Consider the following 16,160-nt stretch of genomic DNA (forward strand, 5'->3'; position numbering starts at 1 on the left):
ATTTTTCGACGTTAATTTGTGGTGAAACAAGCGCCGTCAGTGCCTTGACTATGCGGACACCTAAAATTATGGTGCGCGCGACTTCAAAACGGGTCGGAAGGGTATAAATCCCACCGTTTCTACATTCGTGACAGGCCCGAAACGGCCTGCTGAGGCTGAAATGGAGGCGAGGAGACCATGACTGACAACCGGGGAGAGGGTCTGGAACAGCGTCGCAAGCGCCTGGCTGCCGAATTGGCGGAGAGGAAGCGCGATACGGGGATCGAAGAGGCAGCGGAGAAGAGCGCCGAGCAGAGCCGTAAGGGATATGCTCAGGCGATGAAGCTCTCCAGCGAATTCATTTCCGCGATCGTCGTCGGTGCAATTCTCGGCTATCTTTTCGACCGTTTTGTCGGCACGGCACCGTGGGGCATGATCGTGTTCCTGCTGCTCGGTTTCTGTGCCGGTGTACTGAACGTCCTTCGTTCGGCGGGCATGGTTTCGGCGCCGCATCCGGCCGATCGTGCTGCGCGGGCGAAAAACGAGCGTCAGGACGGCGACAGCCGTTCAGATCAAAGGTAAGGAAATGCCCGTCATAGGCGGGCCAGAGCGAAAGAGACCCGAAGGTGTCAAACGATCCGACCCATCAGTTCCTGGTTCAGAAGATTGTACCGATCGAGATCGGCGGGATTGACTTTTCCTTTACCAACGCCTCGCTGTTCATGGTTGCGACGGTCGCTGCCGCGTCCGGCTTCCTCTACTTCTCGACCTCGAGCCGTGGCCTGATCCCGAACCGCATGCAGTCGGTCGCCGAGATGTCCTACGAGTTCATTGCCTCGATGCTTCGGGAAGGTGCCGGCAGCCACGGCATGAAGTTCTTCCCGATGGTTTTCTCGCTGTTCATCTTCGTGCTCACCGCGAACCTGCTCGGCATGATGCCCTACTTCTTCACCGTGACGAGTCAAATCATCGTGACCTTCGCGCTCGCGGTCTTCGTCATCGGCACCGTGCTGGTCTACGGCTTCTACAAGCACGGCCTGCACTTCCTCAATCTCTTCGTCCCGAGCGGTGTGCCGGGTGCGCTTCTCCCGCTGGTCGTGGCGATCGAAATCATCTCGTTCCTGTCCCGCCCGATTTCGCTTTCCGTGCGTCTGTTCGCCAACATGCTGGCAGGCCACATCACGCTCAAGGTGTTCGCGGGCTTCGTCGCCTCGCTCGGAACCCTTGGCGCCCTTGGCATCGGCGGCGCCATCCTGCCGCTGATCATGACCGTCGCGTTGACCGGTCTCGAGTTCCTCGTCGCCTTCCTGCAGGCTTACGTCTTTGCGGTGCTGACTTGCATGTACCTCAACGACGCAATTCACCCGGGCGGGCACTAAGGATAACCACATTGGTGCTCTCGGGCGCCAGTCATTCGCCGCAACAACCCATTCGAAGGAGTTCATTCATGGAAGCGGAAGCAGCAAAGTTCATCGGCGCAGGTTTGGCTTGCTTTGGCATGGCCGGCACGGCTCTGGGCCTCGGCAACATCTTCGGCAACTACCTGTCCGGCGCGCTGCGCAACCCGTCTGCCGCTGACAGCCAGTTCGGCCGTCTGGTATTCGGCTTCGCCGTTACGGAAGCTCTGGGCATCTTCTCGCTGCTCATCGCTCTCCTCCTCCTGTTCGCCGTCTGATATCGGCAGAGGTTCGGGATCACGGCACGCCATGCGGCGGCCGTGATCCTTCGCATTCGTAGTACACCTGGAGGTGAGCATGTTTGTGACCCCCGCCTATGCCGAGGAAGCTCCGGCAGAGGGCCAGACCCACACGGAGACCGGCGGCGCCCCTCAGACGGGCGAACTCCACACGGAGACTGGCGTCCCCTCCGAAGCGGGCCACGGCGGCGGCGTTTTCCCGCCATTCGACCAGACCACCTATCCGTCACAGCTTCTGTGGCTGGTGATCACGTTCGGCCTTTTCTACATGCTCATGCAGAAGGTCATCGTGCCGCGCGTCGGCGGCATCCTGGAAAACCGGCACGACCGGATCGCCCAGGACCTTGACGAGGCTGCCCGCCTGAAGTCCGAAGCCGATGCGGCGATCGAGACCTACGAACGGGAGCTCAGCGCTGCGAAGGCAAAAGCCGGACAGATCGCATCCGAAGCTCGTGATGCCGCCAAGGCCAAGGCCGATGCCGAACGGACCGCCATCGAGGCGGAACTCGCCGGCAAGGTCGCAGCCGCAGAAGCCCGGATCTCCGACATCAAGGCGAAAGCCTTCGCCGAAGTCGACGCCATCGCAGGCGAGACGGTGACCGCCATCGTCGAAAAGCTGATCGGTGCCAAGGTCACCAAGACCGAGGTCAAGTCGGCCGTTGCATCGCTCACCGGCAAGCAGGAGGGCTGATCCCATGCAATTCGACGCAACATTCTTCGCCTTCGTCGGCCTCGTCCTGTTCTTTGCCCTGATCATCTATCTCAAGGTGCCGGGCATGGTCGCCAAGTCGCTCGACGAACGCGCCGACAAGATCCGCGGGGAGCTCGCCGAAGCCAAGCGCCTGCGCGAGGAGGCCCAGCACGTGCTGGCCGAATACCAGCGCAAGCGCAAGGAAGCGGAAGCGGAAGCCGCAAGCATCGTCGCTGCCGCCGAGCGCGAGGCCGCCATGCTGACCGCGGAGGCCAAGCAGAAGACCGAGGAGTTCGTGGCGCGCCGCAATGCGCTCTCCGAACAGAAGATCAAGCAGGCTGAAACGGACGCGATCAACGCCGTCCGTGCCGCCGCCGTCGATCTCGCGGTTGCCGCGGCCGAGACGATCCTCGTCAAGAAGGTCGACGCCGCCGTCCAGGACGACCTGATCAAGGGCGCCGTGGGCGAGGTCAAGGCCCGCCTTCAGTAAGGCACTCGAATACGACATCGGGAAAGCCGGGCTCAGTCCCGGCTTTTTTCATGCGCGAAATTTGAAGGACGGCATCGTGGCTCCGGCCGCGCCCCGAGCTCAGAGAGCGATCTCGGCATCGAGTTCCGTTTCCTCGTCGCCGTCGACGCGGAAGGGCCGGAAGCTCATCCGGTGCAGAAGGCAGGGGCCGTGGAGCGCGATCGCCATACGGTGCTTTTCCGTGCCGTAACCGGCATGTGCCTCGAAGCCGTAATGGGGAAACACGTCCGCAGCGCGCGCCATCATGCGGTCGCGCGTGACCTTGGCGACGATCGAGGCGGCGGCAATCGAGAACGACCGCGCATCGCCCTTGACGACGGCCTTGCCACGGCAGGAAAGCCCCTCCGGCACGTCACGCCCGTCGGTGAGCACGAAGCCGGCCGGCAGCGCGAGCCCCGCGACGGCCCGCCGCATCGCGTCGAGGCTCGCTTTGCGGATGTCGCGGCTGTCGATGTGACGCGAACAGGACGAGGCGATGGAGACCGTCGCGCAGGCGAGGATCGTCTCGAACAGGGCTTCGCGCTGCGTGGCGGTCAGCTTCTTCGAATCGTTGAGACCGGACGGAATGTTGTCAGGGTCGAGAATCACCGCCGCCGCGACAACCGGCCCGGCCAAAGGTCCGCGGCCCGCCTCGTCGGTGCCGGCAATGCCGGAATAGCCCTCGCGGACGGCGAGCCGCTCCAGCTCGAAATCGGGTCCGGCTGGCAGGTCGGCGAAAAGGCCTGGAGAATCGGGCGGCGTGCGACGCTTCATGGCGGCACTGATCGCACGCCGACCCGACTTCCTGCAAGTCCCCGGCCCGGATAAGGGACACTAGGTCCCGTATCCGGTGCGGCTCCGGGGACTTATCCGGCGCGTGGGGATAGGGGGCAACCCGCGCCGGAAAGCAAATGGCTGGCCCCAGGCGACGCGGAGGCGGCGTCGTCCGGGGCAGGGCACGACGAGAAGGTCTCCCGCCATGCCGGACACTGTTTCAGAGCAGCGAGAGCTGCACGCCGCTGCCGTTCGGCGGCACGAAGAGGTCGTCGCGCAGCTGCATACTGCGACGTCCGAGCCCCAGCCGTTTCGTCGCCATCTCGAAGCGTCGGCTGATCTGCCAGGCATAGGGGCCGGCGCCCTTCATCCGCTTGCCGAACTCGGCGTCGTAGTCCTTGCCACCGCGCATCGAGCGGATCAGCGACATCACGTGCCGGTAGCGGTCGGGATAGTTCTGCAGCAGCCAGTCGCGGAAGAGCGGGCTTACTTCAAGAGGAAGACGGAGCAGCACGTAGTTTGCCTCGCTCGCGCCCGCGGCCTTGCCGGAATCAAGCACCCGTTCGATCTCGTGGTCGTTGAGCGCCGGGATCACCGGCGCCATCATCACGGCCGTCGGAATACCGGCTTCCGACAGCTTGCGGATTGCCTCGAGCCGTCGCGTCGGCGTGGAAGCGCGCGGCTCCATGGAACGCGCGAGCTTTCGGTCGAGGGTCGTCACCGAAATCGCCACCTTCGCCAGCCCTTTCTCCGCCATCGCCGCGAGGATGTCGATGTCGCGGGTGATCAGCGCCGACTTGGTGACGATCACGACCGGATGATTCGCCTTCTGCAAGACTTCGAGAACCTGTCGCATGATGCGCCATTCGCGCTCGATCGGCTGGTAGGGATCGGTATTGGTGCCGATCGCGATCGTCCGCGGCTTGTAGCCGGGCTTGGCGAGTTCCCGTTCCAGGAGTCGCGGGGCGTCCGGCTTGGCAAAGAGCTTGCTTTCGAAATCCAAGCCCGCCGAGAGCCCCATATAGGCGTGGGTCGGACGTGCGAAGCAGTAGATGCACCCATGCTCGCAGCCGCGATAGGGGTTCACCGAACGATCGAAGGGAATGTCGGGGGATTCGTTGCGGGTGATCGCCGTGCGCGGCTTTTCCACCTGCACTTCCGTCCGGAACGGCGGCATGTCCTCCAGCGTCGTCCAGCCGTCGTCGTAGGCGACCCGCTCGGTCGGCTCGAACCTGCCGCCGGGGTTCATGCCCGCGCCGCGGCCACGCCGCCGCTGGATGTCGACCCGAAGGCCCGAGGCGTTCACCAGAGCATCGGCAATATCCGCCGTATTGGCAGGCTGGAAGGCAGCCTGCGCCACAAGAGACAGTTCGTTCATTGTAGGCTCCAGAGGGGTCCGAACCCCATTCGATGAATAGATTCCTAGCGCGGAAATGAGAACATTACAAGAACAAAAATGCGAAATGTCACAGTGGCAATATTTTGTGCAAGGCGATAATGTCATGCCATGTTGACTGTCATTATGGAATGCCGGGACCAGGAACCGGAGCTTGCGCAGACGCTTGCCGTACTCGTCGCGGGCGCGATCGACGGGCTCGTCAGCGATGTGGTCGTACTCGACCATGGTTCGAGCGACGGAACGGCGCGATTGGCGGAGGCGGCGGGTTGCCGGTTTTATAGGCAGTGGAGCATGGCGGAGATTCTGAATGCCGCCCGCGGCGACTGGATTCTGCTGGTCGAGCCGGGTGCGCGGCCGCAGAACGGCTGGATCGAGGAGATCTGTGAGTATGTCGCCTCGTCCCGCAAGCCGGCACAGTTCTCGGCGTCGCGTCTTCACCGCCGGCCGTTCTTGAAGCGGATCGGCCGTCGCCCGCCCCTGGAGCAGGGCCTGCTGATGACCAAGGGCGAGGCGCTCGCGGCGGCCACCGCCGGAGGCGACCTCGACCATATCGCCCGCGGCCGGAAGGCGCAACGGCTGTCGAGCGAACTCGTGCCGTCTTGGGTCGCAAGGCAGAATCGTGTGACTGCGTGAAAGGTGTAGTCAGAGCGTCGCGCCGAGTTCCGCGAACAGGCGCCTGTACTTGAGCGCCACCGTATCCCACGAATATTTCGCGGCGACGCCGATGCCGCGTCCGACGAGGCTCTCGCGCAGGGCGGCGTCGCTTGCGAGCGTGACGATTCCACGCGCGATGTCTTCGCTCGAGTAGGGATCGACCAAGAGGGCCGCGTCCTCCGCGATCTCCTTGGTCGCCGTCGCTGCCGAAGTCAGCACCGGCGTGCGGCAACTCATCGCCTCGACGATCGGAATGCCGAAGCCTTCATAAAGCGACGGAAAGAGGAATACTTCCGCGCCCGCCATCAACGGTCCCATGTGGGCCTCGTCGACATAGCCTATGAAACGGGTACGGCCAGTCTCGGGCAGGGCCTCCGGAGTGCCGAAGACGTGGCTGCGGTCGGGATTGCCGGAAACCACAAGCTCGATCTCGTGAGGTAGCGATTTCTGCGCCTCGTCCCAGGCGAGCAGGGCACGGGTGAGATTCTTGCGCTTGTCGGCGGTCGCCTGCAACAGAATGTATCGTTCCGGCAGTTCGAGCGCGATGCGGGTCCTGGCGATGTCATCGGCGCAGTAGGGCCGGAACTGCGTGCTCACGCCGTTTTCGATCACCGTGATGCGCTCGGCGTCGAGGCCGAGCGTCGCCGCGATCCTGTGGCGCGAGAACTGCGAGACCGTGACCACCTTGGCGACCCGCTTGACCAGCATCGGCAGCAGCCGCTCGTAGAAGGCCACGAACTTCGGCGCGAAGAATTGCGGCAGGTCGAGAAATGCCGTGTCGTGCAGTGTCACGACTTGATTGTGTTTGATCACCGGCCCCGTAGCCGAAGGCGACCAGAGCAGTTGCCCCATCGTCCTCAGCGGCAACGCCGCCTGTTCCCAAAGGTGGCCTTTCATTCCTCCGAGCGGCTTCCCGGGCGTCACCCTATTGACGGAAGGGACGCGCTTCAGCACTTCCATCGCGGCACGCTGCTGGCCGCCGATCTTGAAATCCGTGGCGCGGGCATTCACGGCAACTTTCATCGGCTCTTCTCCTTGGGGCGCGAATAGCGGATGCCTCGACCGGCGTGGGCGAAATGTCGGGCGCCGGAAGGATAAGGCGGTGGCCGTTAAGAAATCGATCTATGGCGTGTTGCGGGAATCTCCCCGGCGTCAGCCGCCGCGACGCAGGTGCTCGTCGAGCCGTGGCATGATTTCCACAAAATTGCAGGGCATGTGGCGGTAGTCGAGCTGCCATTTCAGGATGCCGTCCCAGGCATCCTTGCAGGCGCCGGGCGAACCGGGCAGCACGAAGACATAGGTGGCGTTGGCAACGCCGCCGGTCGCCCGCGACTGGATGGTCGAGGTGCCGATCTTGTCGTAGGAGAGCCGGTGGAAGACCTCGGAGAAGCCGTCCATCCGCTTCTCGAACAGCGGTTCCAGCGCCTCCGGCGTCACGTCGCGGCCGGTGAAGCCGGTTCCGCCCGTGGTGATGACGACGTCGATCTCCTGCGACAGCGTCCAGGCCTGCACCTGGTTGTAGATACGGTCGCGGTCGTCGGGGACGATTGCCCGGTCGACCAGCCGGTGGCCGGCCTCGGTGATCCGCGAAACGAGCGTGTCGCCCGACTTGTCATCGGCCAGCGTGCGCGTATCCGAAACCGTGAGGACCGCGATCCCGACGGGGATGAAGGGGCGCGTCTCGTCGAGCCGGGTCATGAAGTCTCTCCTGCAAAGGTCCTAGTCGCAGCAAGGTACCAGTGCGGCCGCTGCTGCGAAAGGTGGCGGACGGCGGCTTCGGCCGCGGCATAATCGCCGTAGAGGCCGAAGCAGGTTGCCCCCGAGCCGGACATCCGGACGAGATCGGCGCCACTCTCCGCGAGCATGTCGCAAAGCGTGCCGATCTCGGGAATAAGCGCGCGCGCCGGCGCTTCGAGATCGTTGCGGAGCGTGGAGAGCCACGCGATCCAGGCTTCGCGGTCCGCGACCTGCGACGGCGAGGAAATCGGCGGATTGTCCCTCCTGTCGAGCCGGCGGAAGACCTCCGGCGTCGAGACCGCTTTCAGCGGATTGGCGAGCACCATTGCGAAGGACGGCATTGCGGGAAGGGGCGTGATCGCCTCGCCGACGCCGCCCGCGCGAAGCGGCCGCGACTTCAGGCACATCGGAACGTCCGCCCCGAGACGCAGCGCGATCGTCGCCAGTTCGTCCGCCGGCAGCTCCGCATCCCACAGCCGGAGAAGGCCGCGCAGCGTCGCCGCTGCGTCCGCCGAGCCGCCGCCGATGCCGGAAGCGATCGGCAGGTTCTTTTCGAGAGCGATCGCGACGGGAGGGGTTTGCAGGCCGCGGGCCCGCAACGCCTCTCGCAGGAGGTCGCGCGCCTTCGTGACGAGATTGTCGCCTGTTCCTTTCGGATCGGCAGCAAGCGTCGCACCGAAGCGGCCGGAGAGCGCAAGACTATCCTCGCATGCGGCGGCAACGGTCAGCAGGTCGCCCGCTTCGGCAAAGGTCACGATGCTGTCGAGCAGGTGGTAGCCGTCATCGCGCCGCCCGGTGACGTGCAGCGCGAGGTTGATCTTGGCCGGGGCCTTTTCGACGATCCCGGCGGAGATCACAGGTCCGGCGGACGGCATGGATTACGACTTCTTGTCGGTTTCCGTCCGCGGCGGTTCGGGATCGGCTTCCGGGGCTGCCTTCGCCGCGTCCTCGGCGAGGGGCGGCAAGCCCTTGTCGATCTTCGCCTGGATCTTGGCGATCTGGTCCTTTTCCGGATTGGAGGCGAGCGCCCGCTTCCACTGGTAGGTGGCTTCGAGCTTGCGCCCGACGCGCCAGTAGGCGTCGCCGAGATGGTCGTTGATCGTTGCGTCGCCGGCCTTCAGTTCGGCCGCCCGCTCCAGCTCGGTCACCGCCTCGTCGAACCGGCTCATGCGGAAATAGGCCCAGCCGAGCGAATCGACGATGTAGCCGTCGTCAGGCCTGAGATCGACCGCCTTGCGGATCATCTCGAGGCCTTCGCCGAGATTGCGGTTCATGTCGACCCAGGAGTAGCCGAGATAGTTGAGCACCTGCGGCTGGTCAGGGTTGAGCTCGAGCGCCTTGCGGAAATTGGGCTCCGCCTTCTCCCACTGTTTCAGCCGCTCATAGGCGATGCCGCGCTGGAAGAAGACCGACCAGTCGCCGCGGCCGGGCTTCGGGCCGATCGCCGCGACCGCCTTGTCGTAATTGTCGGCCATGGCGGCGTAGTCCTTCGCTTCGGAAAGCACGCTGCCGTAGGCGAGATAGCTGCGGATGTCGCTCGGATCGGAATCGATCAGCGACTTCAAGTGCTTGCGTGCCTCGTCCACCTTGCCGGTCTCGGCGAGCGTCAGGCCGAGCTGCAGTTCGGAGATCCGCCGCATCGGCGAGGTTTCCGGGACCTGGCGGTAAAAGCCGATCGCCCGTTCCGGCCGTTCGAGCTTTTCGGCGAGGCCGCCGAGCAGGATCAGCGTGTCGGCGCTCTTCGGCTCCAGCGCATGCGCGAGCTGCAGGTAAAGCGTCACCGTCTCCTCGGCGCCGTCGCGGTTCAGTGCGCCGCCGATCGAAAAGAGAACGCCAGCCGCACCTTCGGTGGCGTTCGTCACCACCGGTTCGATGGGCTCTCCCTTGGAGATATGGTCGCGCAGCGCCTTGAAGGGCGCGAAATTCCCGACGAGAGCGTCACCGGCGGCGATCGCGTCGAGCGCCTTCTGCTTGTTGCCCTGCTTGGCTTCGAGTGCCGCGAGCGACATGACCGCCCGGACGAAGGTGTCGGGCGCGGTGGCACCACCCTCGCGGTCGGTCACCGCCTCGTTGAGGTTGCGCCGCGCGGCGTCGGTATCCCCGGTCAGGAGCGCGATCACGCCGGCATTGTAGCGCTTGAAGATGCCGTACCAGTCGGGGCCTTCGAGGCCTTCCACCATGGCGAGCGCCTTCTTGCCCTCGCCGGCGCCGACCTTCGTCCAGGCGACCAGAAGCGAATTCATCAGCCGGTCCAGATCGTTCGGACCCTGGTATTTCAGGATTTTTTCCGCGGTGGTGAATTCGCGGCTGCGGATCGCGTCGAGGCCGCGGGCGACCGTCGTCACCCGTTCGACGGCAACGTCGTTCTTCAGGTCGTTGGCGAATTTCACGCCCTCGTCGAAATCGCCGTTCATGAACAGCGCGATCATCAGCCGTTCACGGATCTCGACGTCGCCGGGAGCGAGTGCGAGTGCCTTCTTGTAGAGCGGGATGGCGACGTCATAGTCCCGTTCCGCGTCGGCCACCCGACCCGCGAGGAACGCGCCGGAGAAGGTGTCGACGATACCGGGATCGAATGTCTCCCCCTCGGCAGCGGGAGCGGGTTCCGTCTGCGCGTTCGCGACCATACCGGGCGACAGCGACAGCAGGAGCGCAACGGCGGTCCCGGAAATGAGACGAAGGGCAAGACTTTGCCGCATGAACGAGCCTTTCAACAAAGATAGCCGGAACGATCCGGCCGAAAACTGTCATCCGTCGAGACGATTCACGCACAGAATGGCTTTTTTGGAGCAGAGCCGCAAGGCAATGCCGGTCGCCCGTCAGTTGACCCGTGCGATGCAGAAATCGATCACGTCGAGCAGTGCCGATTTCCATGCGGTGTCCGGCAGCGGCGCCAGAGCGTCACGGGCGATCGTGCCGTAGTGCAGGGCGCGCGTGATGGTGTCGTTGAGGCCGCCGTACTTGGAAATGAGGCCGAGCGCCTTTTCGAGACGCGCATCGTCGTTCTGTCCGCCCTCGATCGCCTCGCGCCAGAACTCGCGTTCCGACTGCGTGCCGCGACGGTAGGCGAGGATGACCGGCAGGGTGATCTTGCCCTCGCGGAAATCGTCACCGACGTTCTTGCCGAGTTCGGAGGCCTTGCCGCCGTAGTCGAGCGCGTCGTCGACGAGCTGGAAGGCGAGGCCGAGATTCATGCCGTAGGATTTCAGCGCGTTTCGGCCCGCACGGTCGGCACCGGCGATGATCGGGCCGACTTCGGCCGCGGCCGCAAAGAGCGCCGCCGTCTTGGCACGGATCACCTGGAGATAGTCGTCTTCGGTCGTCTCCATGTTCTTGGCGACGGAAAGCTGCAGCACCTCGCCCTCGGCGATGATCGATGCTGCGGCGGAGAGCACGTCGAGGGCTTCCAGCGAGCCGACCTCGACCATCATGCGGAAGGCCTGTCCGAGCAGGAAGTCGCCGACGAGCACGCTCGCCTGGTTCCCCCAGATCATGCGCGCCGTGGACTTTCCGCGGCGCAGGTCACTCTCGTCGACCACGTCGTCGTGCAGCAGCGTTGCCGTGTGCATGAATTCGACGCTGGTCGCGAGCTTTACGTCGCCGTCGCCGGCATAATCGAACATCGCCGCGGAGGCGAGCGTCAGCATCGGGCGCAGACGCTTTCCACCGGACGAGATCAGGTGGTTTGCGACTTCGGGAATCATCTGTACGTCGGAACCGGCCTTCGAGAGGATCAACTGGTTGACCCGTTCCATGCCGGCCTTGGTGAGGTCGACCAGCGGCTTGACGGACGCCTGTTTGTTTTTGCTTTCCTCAAGCGGTATGACTACGCCCAACGCACCGGACTCCTGTTTCAAAGCTGGCCGACCATAAAAAGTGGCGCCTGCGACGGCAAGAGGCGAAATGGCCCCACGCGCTCTAATCGGCGAGGTTTTTTAGCAAAATGTACGAGATGATCCGTAGCAACGATCCGGTCCTGCTGTCCTTCGCCGAAAGCCTGATGAAGGATGCCGGAATCACCTGCATGGTCGCTGACCAGTCGATGAGCGTGCTCGAAGGATCGCTCGGCATGCTGCCGCGCCGGCTGCTGGTCGAGGAGGGCAGGGCGGACGAGGCGCGTGAGATCCTCGTCGGCGCCGGTCTCGCAGACGAGCTGCGCGAAGAGAAGGATTGATCCGATGACGGTTGCCACAGAGGTGATCGAAACCGTCGACGCCTTCCATCGCGGCCGCTTTCATCTCGTGCAGCCGAAGGGACGCGGCCATCGCGCAGGCATGGATGCGATGCTGCTGGCATCCTTGGTCGATCATGCCGGCCCGTTCCGGCTTGCCGACCTCGGCGCCGGCGCCGGCGCCGCGGGCCTTGCGGTCGCCGCCCGGCTTGCGGAGGCGCGGGTCACGCTCGTCGAACGTTCGGCGGAAATGCTCGCCTATGCCGCAAAGAGCCTCGCGCTGCCGGAAAATGCCTCGATTTCCCCGCGCGTCGACCTCGTCGAGGCCGACGTCACGCTGGCGGGAAGGGCGAGGGTCGCGGCGGGCCTTGCCGACGACAGCTTCCACCACGTCATCATGAACCCGCCCTTCAACGACGGGCGCGACCGCCGTACGCCGGACGCCTTGAAGGCAGAGGCCCATGCCATGACCGGCGGGCTCTTCGAAGCCTGGATTCGCACGGCCGGTGCGATCATGGTGCCCGGCGGGCAGTTATCGCTGATCGCCCGTCCGGAATCGGTTGCCGAGATCATCGATGCCTGCGGCCGTCGCTTCGGCGGCATCGAAATCACGCCGGTCTATCCACGCACCGGCGAGAATGCAGTGCGGATCCTGGTCACGGCGATCAAGGGATCGCGGGCACGCCTTGCGTTCCGCTCGCCGCTCCTCATGCACGACGATCCTGAGAGCCACGCCTTCGCGGCCTATGTCGACGACCTGAACAACGGCCGCAGGGCTTACCCGCGCAAGGACTAGAGCCGGTCCTCACCCGATGAGGAAGTCGGAGGCGAGCTTCAGGTTCAGCACGGTGATGAGGAACGCCATCGCCAGCGCGACCATGGTCAGCCAGCGGGGCGCCACGAGTTCGCCCATCTTGCGCCGGTTGGCCGTGATCAGCACCAGCGGGAAGACGGCGAACGGCAATTGCAGGCTGAGCACGACCTGGCTCAGGATCAGCAGCTCGCCGGTGCCGCGCTCGCCGTACCAGATGGCGACGAACGCCGCCGGCACGATCGCCAGTGCACGGGTGGCGAGTCTTCGGATCCACGGCTTCAGCCGCATCCGCACGAAGCCTTCCATGACGATCTGGCCGGCGAGCGTCGCCGTCGCCGTCGAGTTGAGGCCACTGCACAGAAGCGCGATGCCGAAGAGGAGAGGCGCCACGGTCGACCCGAGGAGCGGGGCGAGCAGTGCATGCGCGTCGCCGAGTTCGGCGATCCCGAAATTGCCGGAGGTGTGGAAGGCGGCCGCGGAGAGGATGAGGATCGCCGCATTGACGAGGAGCGCGAAGAACAGCGCCAGCGTGGAATCGATGGTGGCGAAGGAGAGCGCCTCGCGCCGGCCTTTCGGGCTCGAATCGTATTTGCGTGTCTGCACGATCCCGGAGTGGAGATAGAGATTGTGCGGCATGACGGTCGCGCCGAGAATGCCGATGGCGATATAGAGCATCTGCGGATCGGCGACGATCTGCGCGGAGGGCAGCAAACCGCGGGCGACCGCACCGACATCCGGTTCGGCGAGCCAGAGCTGGATGGCGAAGCTCGCTCCGATGACGGCGGTGAGCGTGATGACGAAGGCTTCGACCCACCGGAAGCCGAGCCGCTGAAGCAAGAGGACCAGGAAGACGTCGCTCGCCGTCACGACGACGCCGATCTCGATCGGCATGCCGAAGATGAGCTTGAGGCCGATCGCGGTGCCGATCACCTCGGCGAGGTCCGTGGCGATGATGGCGATCTCGGCGAGGACCCACAGACTGTGGGATACCCATCGTGGATAGGAGTCGCGGCAGGCGCGCGCAAGGTCGCGGTCGGTGGCGATGGCGAGCCGCGCGGCCAGCGATTGCAGGAACATCGCCATGACGCTGGAGAGGAGGACGACCACCAGCAGCGTGTAGCCGTAGCGGGCGCCGCCGGAAAGGGATGTTGCCCAGTTGCCCGGATCCATGTAGCCGACCGCGACCAGGTATCCGGGACCGAGGAACGCGAGTGCCCGCCGCCAGAACGGCCGGCTGCTGCGGACTTCGATCGAGCCGTGGATCTCCGAAAGCGCCGGTTCGCCGCGCTCGCTACGCCATCCGGGCGACTGCGTCGGTCGCGCTGCCGTTTCAGTCATCCCGTTTCCTTCTTGCCATGCGTCAATTCTTTGATTGAGACTAATTTGCAAGAACCTAATGAGCCAATCGAAGCCTGACAAGGGGCGGCGGGAGCCGGGCCATTGTTGTTTTTCATCGGAAGACTTACATGGACGGCCTGACGATTTGTAAGCGTATATGAAGGGCTGCCCGATGCCGAATTTTCTCGATCGCCTGTTGCCGAAACGGTTCCGCAAGAAGGGAACGGTGATCCCGGTCGTCCGCCTGCACGGGGCGATCGCCGCAGGCGGTTCCAGGTTCAAGCCGGCGCTCAATCTCGCAAGTGTGGCGCCGATGCTCGAAAAGGCGTTTTCCAGGAAGGATGCGCCGGCCGTCGCCATTGCCGTCAATTCGCCGGGCGGCTCGCCCGTCCAGTCGCGGATGATCTTCGAGCGCATTCGGGCGCTGGCCGAGGAGAAGGGCAAGACGGTGCTCGTCTATGTTGAGGATGTCGCAGCCTCCGGCGGCTACATGATCGCCCTTGCCGGCGACGAGATCGTCGCCGACCCGTCCTCGATCGTCGGTTCGATCGGCGTCGTGTCCGGCGGCTTCGGTTTCCCTGAACTTCTGAAGAAGATCGGTGTCGAGCGCCGCGTCTATACCGCCGGCGAGAACAAGGTGATCCTCGATCCGTTCCAGCCGGAGAAGGAAAGCGACATCGAATACCTCAAAAGCCTGCAGGTGGAGATCCACACCATCTTCATCGACATGGTGAAGGCGCGCCGCGAAAGCCGCCTCGCGGACGAGTCGGGCATCTTCTCCGGGCTCTTCTGGACGGGCCGCCGCGGTCTGGAACTCGGTCTCGTCGACCGCCTCGGCGGTATGCGCGAGGATATCAAGCGCCGCTACGGCAAGGATGCGAAGCTGGAACTCATCAGCGGCGCGAAGGATTTCTTCGGCCGGCGGCTTCCGGGCGTTTCGGCCTTCGCCGCGCCGGATGCGGAACAGATCGCCGCAGCCGCCGTCGGTGGGCTTGCCGAAGTGCTGGAAGAAAAGGCATTGTGGGGTCGCTACGGCCTCTGAGGCCGCGACACGATACGGGAACCGAACGCATGGCGCAGTTGATCCTCCTGCTTCTGCTGGTCGGCGGCGGAATGCTGCTCTACCGCCGCTTCGTCGCGGATGCGGAAAAGCTCTCCGCCCGCTCGAAGCAGGCGGAGCGCGAGCGCGAGACCGGCGCCACGGGGACGCTGGTCAAGGATCCTGAAACCGGCGAGTACCGCGTCAAGCGGGAAGGGGAATAGGGGCGTCGCCCCTTACAGTCCGAGATCGGACAGCGACGGATGGTCGTCCGGCCTCTGTCCGAGCGGCCAGTGAAACAGGCGGTCGGCTTCCTTGATCGGGAGATCGTTGATCGATGCATGACGGTGGGTCATCAGCCCGTCCGCATCGAACTGCCAGTTCTCGTTGCCGTAGGAGCGATACCAGTTCCGTGCGTCGTCGTGCCATTCATAGGCGAAGCGCACCGCAATGCGGTTCTCCCGGAAGGCCCAGATTTCCTTGATCAGCCGGTAGTCGAGTTCGCGTATCCATTTCCGCGTGAGAAAGGCCACGATGTCCGCGCGACCGGTCAGGAAGTCGGCGCGGTTGCGCCAGCGGCTGTCGAGGCTATAGGCGAGCGAGACGCGTTCGGGATCGCGGCTGTTCCACGCATCTTCGGCAGCTCTGACCTTCTGGCGCGCGGTTTCCTCATCGAAGGGCGGGAGGGGAGGGCGTTGGTTCGACATGATGGTTCCTTTTTATAGATAGACAGGTCTGTCTATTAGCTTGACCTGCACAGATCTGTCTGTCAAGAACGGCTTATGACAAAAGCGAAGACGAAATCGGTGGTGCCTGCGCGGGAGCGGATCCTGGAAGCGGCAAAGCGCCTGTTCTACCGGAATGGCATCCGTGCCACCGGCATCGACACGATCATCGCCGAAGCCGGCGTTGCCAAGATGTCGTTCTACAACAACTTCCCGTCCAAGGACGATCTGGTGCGAGCCTTCCTCACCGCGCGTCACGAGGCCTGGATGGTGATGTTCAGCGGTCGGGTGGAAGGGCATCTCGGCGAGCGTGGACTTACCGCGCTCGCCTTCGCGCTCGACGAATGGTTCGCCGAGCCGGATTTTCGCGGCTGCGCCTTCATCAACACCGTCGCGGAGTTCGGGCAAGAATTCGAGGGCGCCATGCGCCACAAACTCGAGCTGGAGGCGTATGTGCAGGACATCGCCGCCCGTCTCGGCTTCTCAGCGCCCGGGCGCGTCGCCGGCGAGGCGATGATCGTCATCGAAGGCGCGATCGTTCGCGCGCAGATGGGTTTCCGTGAAGGGCTGCGGGATCAGGCGGTCTCGCTGCTGCAATCGATCGAACGGGGCGCGACGGGCTGACCTCGCCGCGG

Annotated in this window: 20 protein-coding genes; 11 read left to right on the top strand and 9 right to left on the bottom strand. The window is 64.4% G+C overall.

Features of this window, described 5'->3' with window-relative positions:
- Window positions 1–177: 177 nt before the first annotated feature.
- The 5 genes from DFR48_RS08190 (at window position 178) to DFR48_RS08210 (ending at window position 2,856) form a co-directional block, all read left to right on the top strand.
- Window positions 178–561 carry an AtpZ/AtpI family protein gene (locus tag DFR48_RS08190; RefSeq protein ID WP_114362660.1) on the top strand — a complete coding sequence of 128 codons (384 nt, stop codon included), beginning with the start codon at window positions 178–180 and terminating at the stop codon, window positions 559–561.
- Between the two features lie 44 nt (window positions 562–605).
- Window positions 606–1,358, top strand: coding sequence for a F0F1 ATP synthase subunit A (locus DFR48_RS08195; RefSeq protein WP_114362661.1), 753 nt, complete (start codon window positions 606–608; stop codon window positions 1,356–1,358).
- Window positions 1,359–1,426: 68 nt separating this feature from the next.
- On the top strand, window positions 1,427–1,654 hold the full coding sequence (locus tag DFR48_RS08200) for a F0F1 ATP synthase subunit C (protein WP_046796018.1): 228 nt from the start codon (window positions 1,427–1,429) through the stop codon (window positions 1,652–1,654).
- A gap of 79 nt (window positions 1,655–1,733) precedes the next feature.
- On the top strand, window positions 1,734–2,366 hold the full coding sequence (locus tag DFR48_RS08205) for a F0F1 ATP synthase subunit B (RefSeq protein ID WP_114362662.1): 633 nt from the start codon (window positions 1,734–1,736) through the stop codon (window positions 2,364–2,366).
- Between the two features lie 4 nt (window positions 2,367–2,370).
- Window positions 2,371–2,856 carry a F0F1 ATP synthase subunit B gene (locus DFR48_RS08210; RefSeq protein ID WP_112689312.1) on the top strand — a complete coding sequence of 162 codons (486 nt, stop codon included), beginning with the start codon at window positions 2,371–2,373 and terminating at the stop codon, window positions 2,854–2,856.
- 99 nt (window positions 2,857–2,955) lie between these two features.
- On the opposite strand, the gene DFR48_RS08215 is transcribed toward DFR48_RS08210, so the two are convergent.
- Entirely contained in the window at window positions 2,956–3,648 is a 693-nt protein-coding gene (locus DFR48_RS08215; protein WP_114362663.1) for a ribonuclease HII, read from the bottom strand.
- Window positions 3,649–3,868: 220 nt separating this feature from the next.
- Window positions 3,869–5,026, bottom strand: a complete 1,158-nt coding sequence (locus DFR48_RS08220; protein ID WP_114362664.1) for a PA0069 family radical SAM protein — start codon at window positions 5,024–5,026, stop codon at window positions 3,869–3,871.
- A gap of 129 nt (window positions 5,027–5,155) precedes the next feature.
- Between DFR48_RS08220 and DFR48_RS08225 the strand changes: the two genes are divergently transcribed.
- Entirely contained in the window at window positions 5,156–5,680 is a 525-nt protein-coding gene (locus DFR48_RS08225; protein ID WP_114362665.1) for a glycosyltransferase family protein, read from the top strand.
- Between the two features lie 9 nt (window positions 5,681–5,689).
- On the opposite strand, the gene DFR48_RS08230 is transcribed toward DFR48_RS08225, so the two are convergent.
- From DFR48_RS08230 to DFR48_RS08250, 5 genes are all read right to left on the bottom strand, one after another.
- Window positions 5,690–6,724 carry a glycosyltransferase family 4 protein gene (locus tag DFR48_RS08230; protein ID WP_114362666.1) on the bottom strand — a complete coding sequence of 345 codons (1,035 nt, stop codon included), beginning with the start codon at window positions 6,722–6,724 and terminating at the stop codon, window positions 5,690–5,692.
- A gap of 129 nt (window positions 6,725–6,853) precedes the next feature.
- The gene (gene moaB, locus DFR48_RS08235) at window positions 6,854–7,399 is read right to left on the bottom strand and encodes a molybdenum cofactor biosynthesis protein B (RefSeq protein ID WP_114362667.1); all 546 of its coding nucleotides are present in this window, start codon (window positions 7,397–7,399) and stop codon (window positions 6,854–6,856) included.
- The gene (locus DFR48_RS08240; protein ID WP_114362668.1) at window positions 7,396–8,313 is read right to left on the bottom strand and encodes a 4-(cytidine 5'-diphospho)-2-C-methyl-D-erythritol kinase; all 918 of its coding nucleotides are present in this window, start codon (window positions 8,311–8,313) and stop codon (window positions 7,396–7,398) included. Before DFR48_RS08240 ends, moaB begins: the two co-directional genes overlap by 4 nt.
- 3 nt (window positions 8,314–8,316) lie before the next feature.
- On the bottom strand, window positions 8,317–10,137 hold the full coding sequence (locus tag DFR48_RS08245) for a tetratricopeptide repeat protein (protein WP_114362669.1): 1,821 nt from the start codon (window positions 10,135–10,137) through the stop codon (window positions 8,317–8,319).
- Window positions 10,138–10,257: 120 nt separating this feature from the next.
- Window positions 10,258–11,274 carry a polyprenyl synthetase family protein gene (locus DFR48_RS08250; protein ID WP_114362670.1) on the bottom strand — a complete coding sequence of 339 codons (1,017 nt, stop codon included), beginning with the start codon at window positions 11,272–11,274 and terminating at the stop codon, window positions 10,258–10,260.
- Between the two features lie 107 nt (window positions 11,275–11,381).
- Between DFR48_RS08250 and DFR48_RS08255 the strand changes: the two genes are divergently transcribed.
- Window positions 11,382–11,612 (top strand): putative signal transducing protein, encoded by a 231-nt coding sequence (locus tag DFR48_RS08255; protein ID WP_114362671.1) that lies wholly within the window; start codon window positions 11,382–11,384, stop codon window positions 11,610–11,612.
- A 4-nt stretch (window positions 11,613–11,616) separates the two neighbouring features.
- Window positions 11,617–12,405, top strand: coding sequence for a tRNA1(Val) (adenine(37)-N6)-methyltransferase (locus DFR48_RS08260; RefSeq protein ID WP_114362672.1), 789 nt, complete (start codon window positions 11,617–11,619; stop codon window positions 12,403–12,405).
- Between the two features lie 9 nt (window positions 12,406–12,414).
- Here DFR48_RS08260 and DFR48_RS08265 read toward each other — a convergent pair whose 3' ends face one another.
- Entirely contained in the window at window positions 12,415–13,761 is a 1,347-nt protein-coding gene (locus DFR48_RS08265) for an Nramp family divalent metal transporter (RefSeq protein ID WP_114362673.1), read from the bottom strand.
- Window positions 13,762–13,933: 172 nt separating this feature from the next.
- Between DFR48_RS08265 and DFR48_RS08270 the strand changes: the two genes are divergently transcribed.
- Both DFR48_RS08270 and DFR48_RS08275 read left to right on the top strand, forming a co-directional pair.
- Window positions 13,934–14,803: a S49 family peptidase gene (locus DFR48_RS08270; RefSeq protein WP_114362718.1), complete on the top strand. Its 870-nt coding sequence runs from the start codon at window positions 13,934–13,936 to the stop codon at window positions 14,801–14,803.
- A gap of 29 nt (window positions 14,804–14,832) precedes the next feature.
- Window positions 14,833–15,024, top strand: coding sequence for a hypothetical protein (locus DFR48_RS08275; protein WP_114362674.1), 192 nt, complete (start codon window positions 14,833–14,835; stop codon window positions 15,022–15,024).
- Window positions 15,025–15,036: 12 nt separating this feature from the next.
- Here DFR48_RS08275 and DFR48_RS08280 read toward each other — a convergent pair whose 3' ends face one another.
- Window positions 15,037–15,507 (bottom strand): nuclear transport factor 2 family protein, encoded by a 471-nt coding sequence (locus DFR48_RS08280; RefSeq protein WP_114362675.1) that lies wholly within the window; start codon window positions 15,505–15,507, stop codon window positions 15,037–15,039.
- Between the two features lie 75 nt (window positions 15,508–15,582).
- On the opposite strand from DFR48_RS08280, the gene DFR48_RS08285 reads away from it, so the two are divergent.
- Window positions 15,583–16,149 (top strand): TetR/AcrR family transcriptional regulator, encoded by a 567-nt coding sequence (locus DFR48_RS08285; protein ID WP_114362676.1) that lies wholly within the window; start codon window positions 15,583–15,585, stop codon window positions 16,147–16,149.
- The last annotated feature ends 11 nt before the right edge of the window (window positions 16,150–16,160 follow it).

It is taken from the genome of Ciceribacter lividus (assembly GCF_003337715.1).
GTDB lineage: Bacteria > Pseudomonadota > Alphaproteobacteria > Rhizobiales > Rhizobiaceae > Allorhizobium > Allorhizobium lividum.

Coding starts and splice junctions, on each gene's coding strand:
- DFR48_RS08245 (WP_114362669.1), bottom strand. CDS start 10,137: ATGCGGCAAAGTCTTGCCCTTCGTCTCATTTCCGGGACCGCCGTTGCG.
- DFR48_RS08240 (WP_114362668.1), bottom strand. CDS start 8,313: ATGCCGTCCGCCGGACCTGTGATCTCCGCCGGGATCGTCGAAAAGGCC.
- DFR48_RS08210 (WP_112689312.1), top strand. CDS start 2,371: ATGCAATTCGACGCAACATTCTTCGCCTTCGTCGGCCTCGTCCTGTTC.
- DFR48_RS08230 (WP_114362666.1), bottom strand. CDS start 6,724: ATGAAAGTTGCCGTGAATGCCCGCGCCACGGATTTCAAGATCGGCGGC.
- DFR48_RS08280 (WP_114362675.1), bottom strand. CDS start 15,507: ATGTCGAACCAACGCCCTCCCCTCCCGCCCTTCGATGAGGAAACCGCG.
- DFR48_RS08275 (WP_114362674.1), top strand. CDS start 14,833: ATGGCGCAGTTGATCCTCCTGCTTCTGCTGGTCGGCGGCGGAATGCTG.
- DFR48_RS08200 (WP_046796018.1), top strand. CDS start 1,427: ATGGAAGCGGAAGCAGCAAAGTTCATCGGCGCAGGTTTGGCTTGCTTT.
- DFR48_RS08225 (WP_114362665.1), top strand. CDS start 5,156: ATGTTGACTGTCATTATGGAATGCCGGGACCAGGAACCGGAGCTTGCG.
- DFR48_RS08285 (WP_114362676.1), top strand. CDS start 15,583: ATGACAAAAGCGAAGACGAAATCGGTGGTGCCTGCGCGGGAGCGGATC.
- DFR48_RS08215 (WP_114362663.1), bottom strand. CDS start 3,648: ATGAAGCGTCGCACGCCGCCCGATTCTCCAGGCCTTTTCGCCGACCTG.
- DFR48_RS08220 (WP_114362664.1), bottom strand. CDS start 5,026: ATGAACGAACTGTCTCTTGTGGCGCAGGCTGCCTTCCAGCCTGCCAAT.
- DFR48_RS08255 (WP_114362671.1), top strand. CDS start 11,382: ATGTACGAGATGATCCGTAGCAACGATCCGGTCCTGCTGTCCTTCGCC.
- DFR48_RS08260 (WP_114362672.1), top strand. CDS start 11,617: ATGACGGTTGCCACAGAGGTGATCGAAACCGTCGACGCCTTCCATCGC.
- DFR48_RS08270 (WP_114362718.1), top strand. CDS start 13,934: ATGCCGAATTTTCTCGATCGCCTGTTGCCGAAACGGTTCCGCAAGAAG.
- DFR48_RS08265 (WP_114362673.1), bottom strand. CDS start 13,761: ATGACTGAAACGGCAGCGCGACCGACGCAGTCGCCCGGATGGCGTAGC.
- moaB (WP_114362667.1), bottom strand. CDS start 7,399: ATGACCCGGCTCGACGAGACGCGCCCCTTCATCCCCGTCGGGATCGCG.
- DFR48_RS08190 (WP_114362660.1), top strand. CDS start 178: ATGACTGACAACCGGGGAGAGGGTCTGGAACAGCGTCGCAAGCGCCTG.
- DFR48_RS08205 (WP_114362662.1), top strand. CDS start 1,734: ATGTTTGTGACCCCCGCCTATGCCGAGGAAGCTCCGGCAGAGGGCCAG.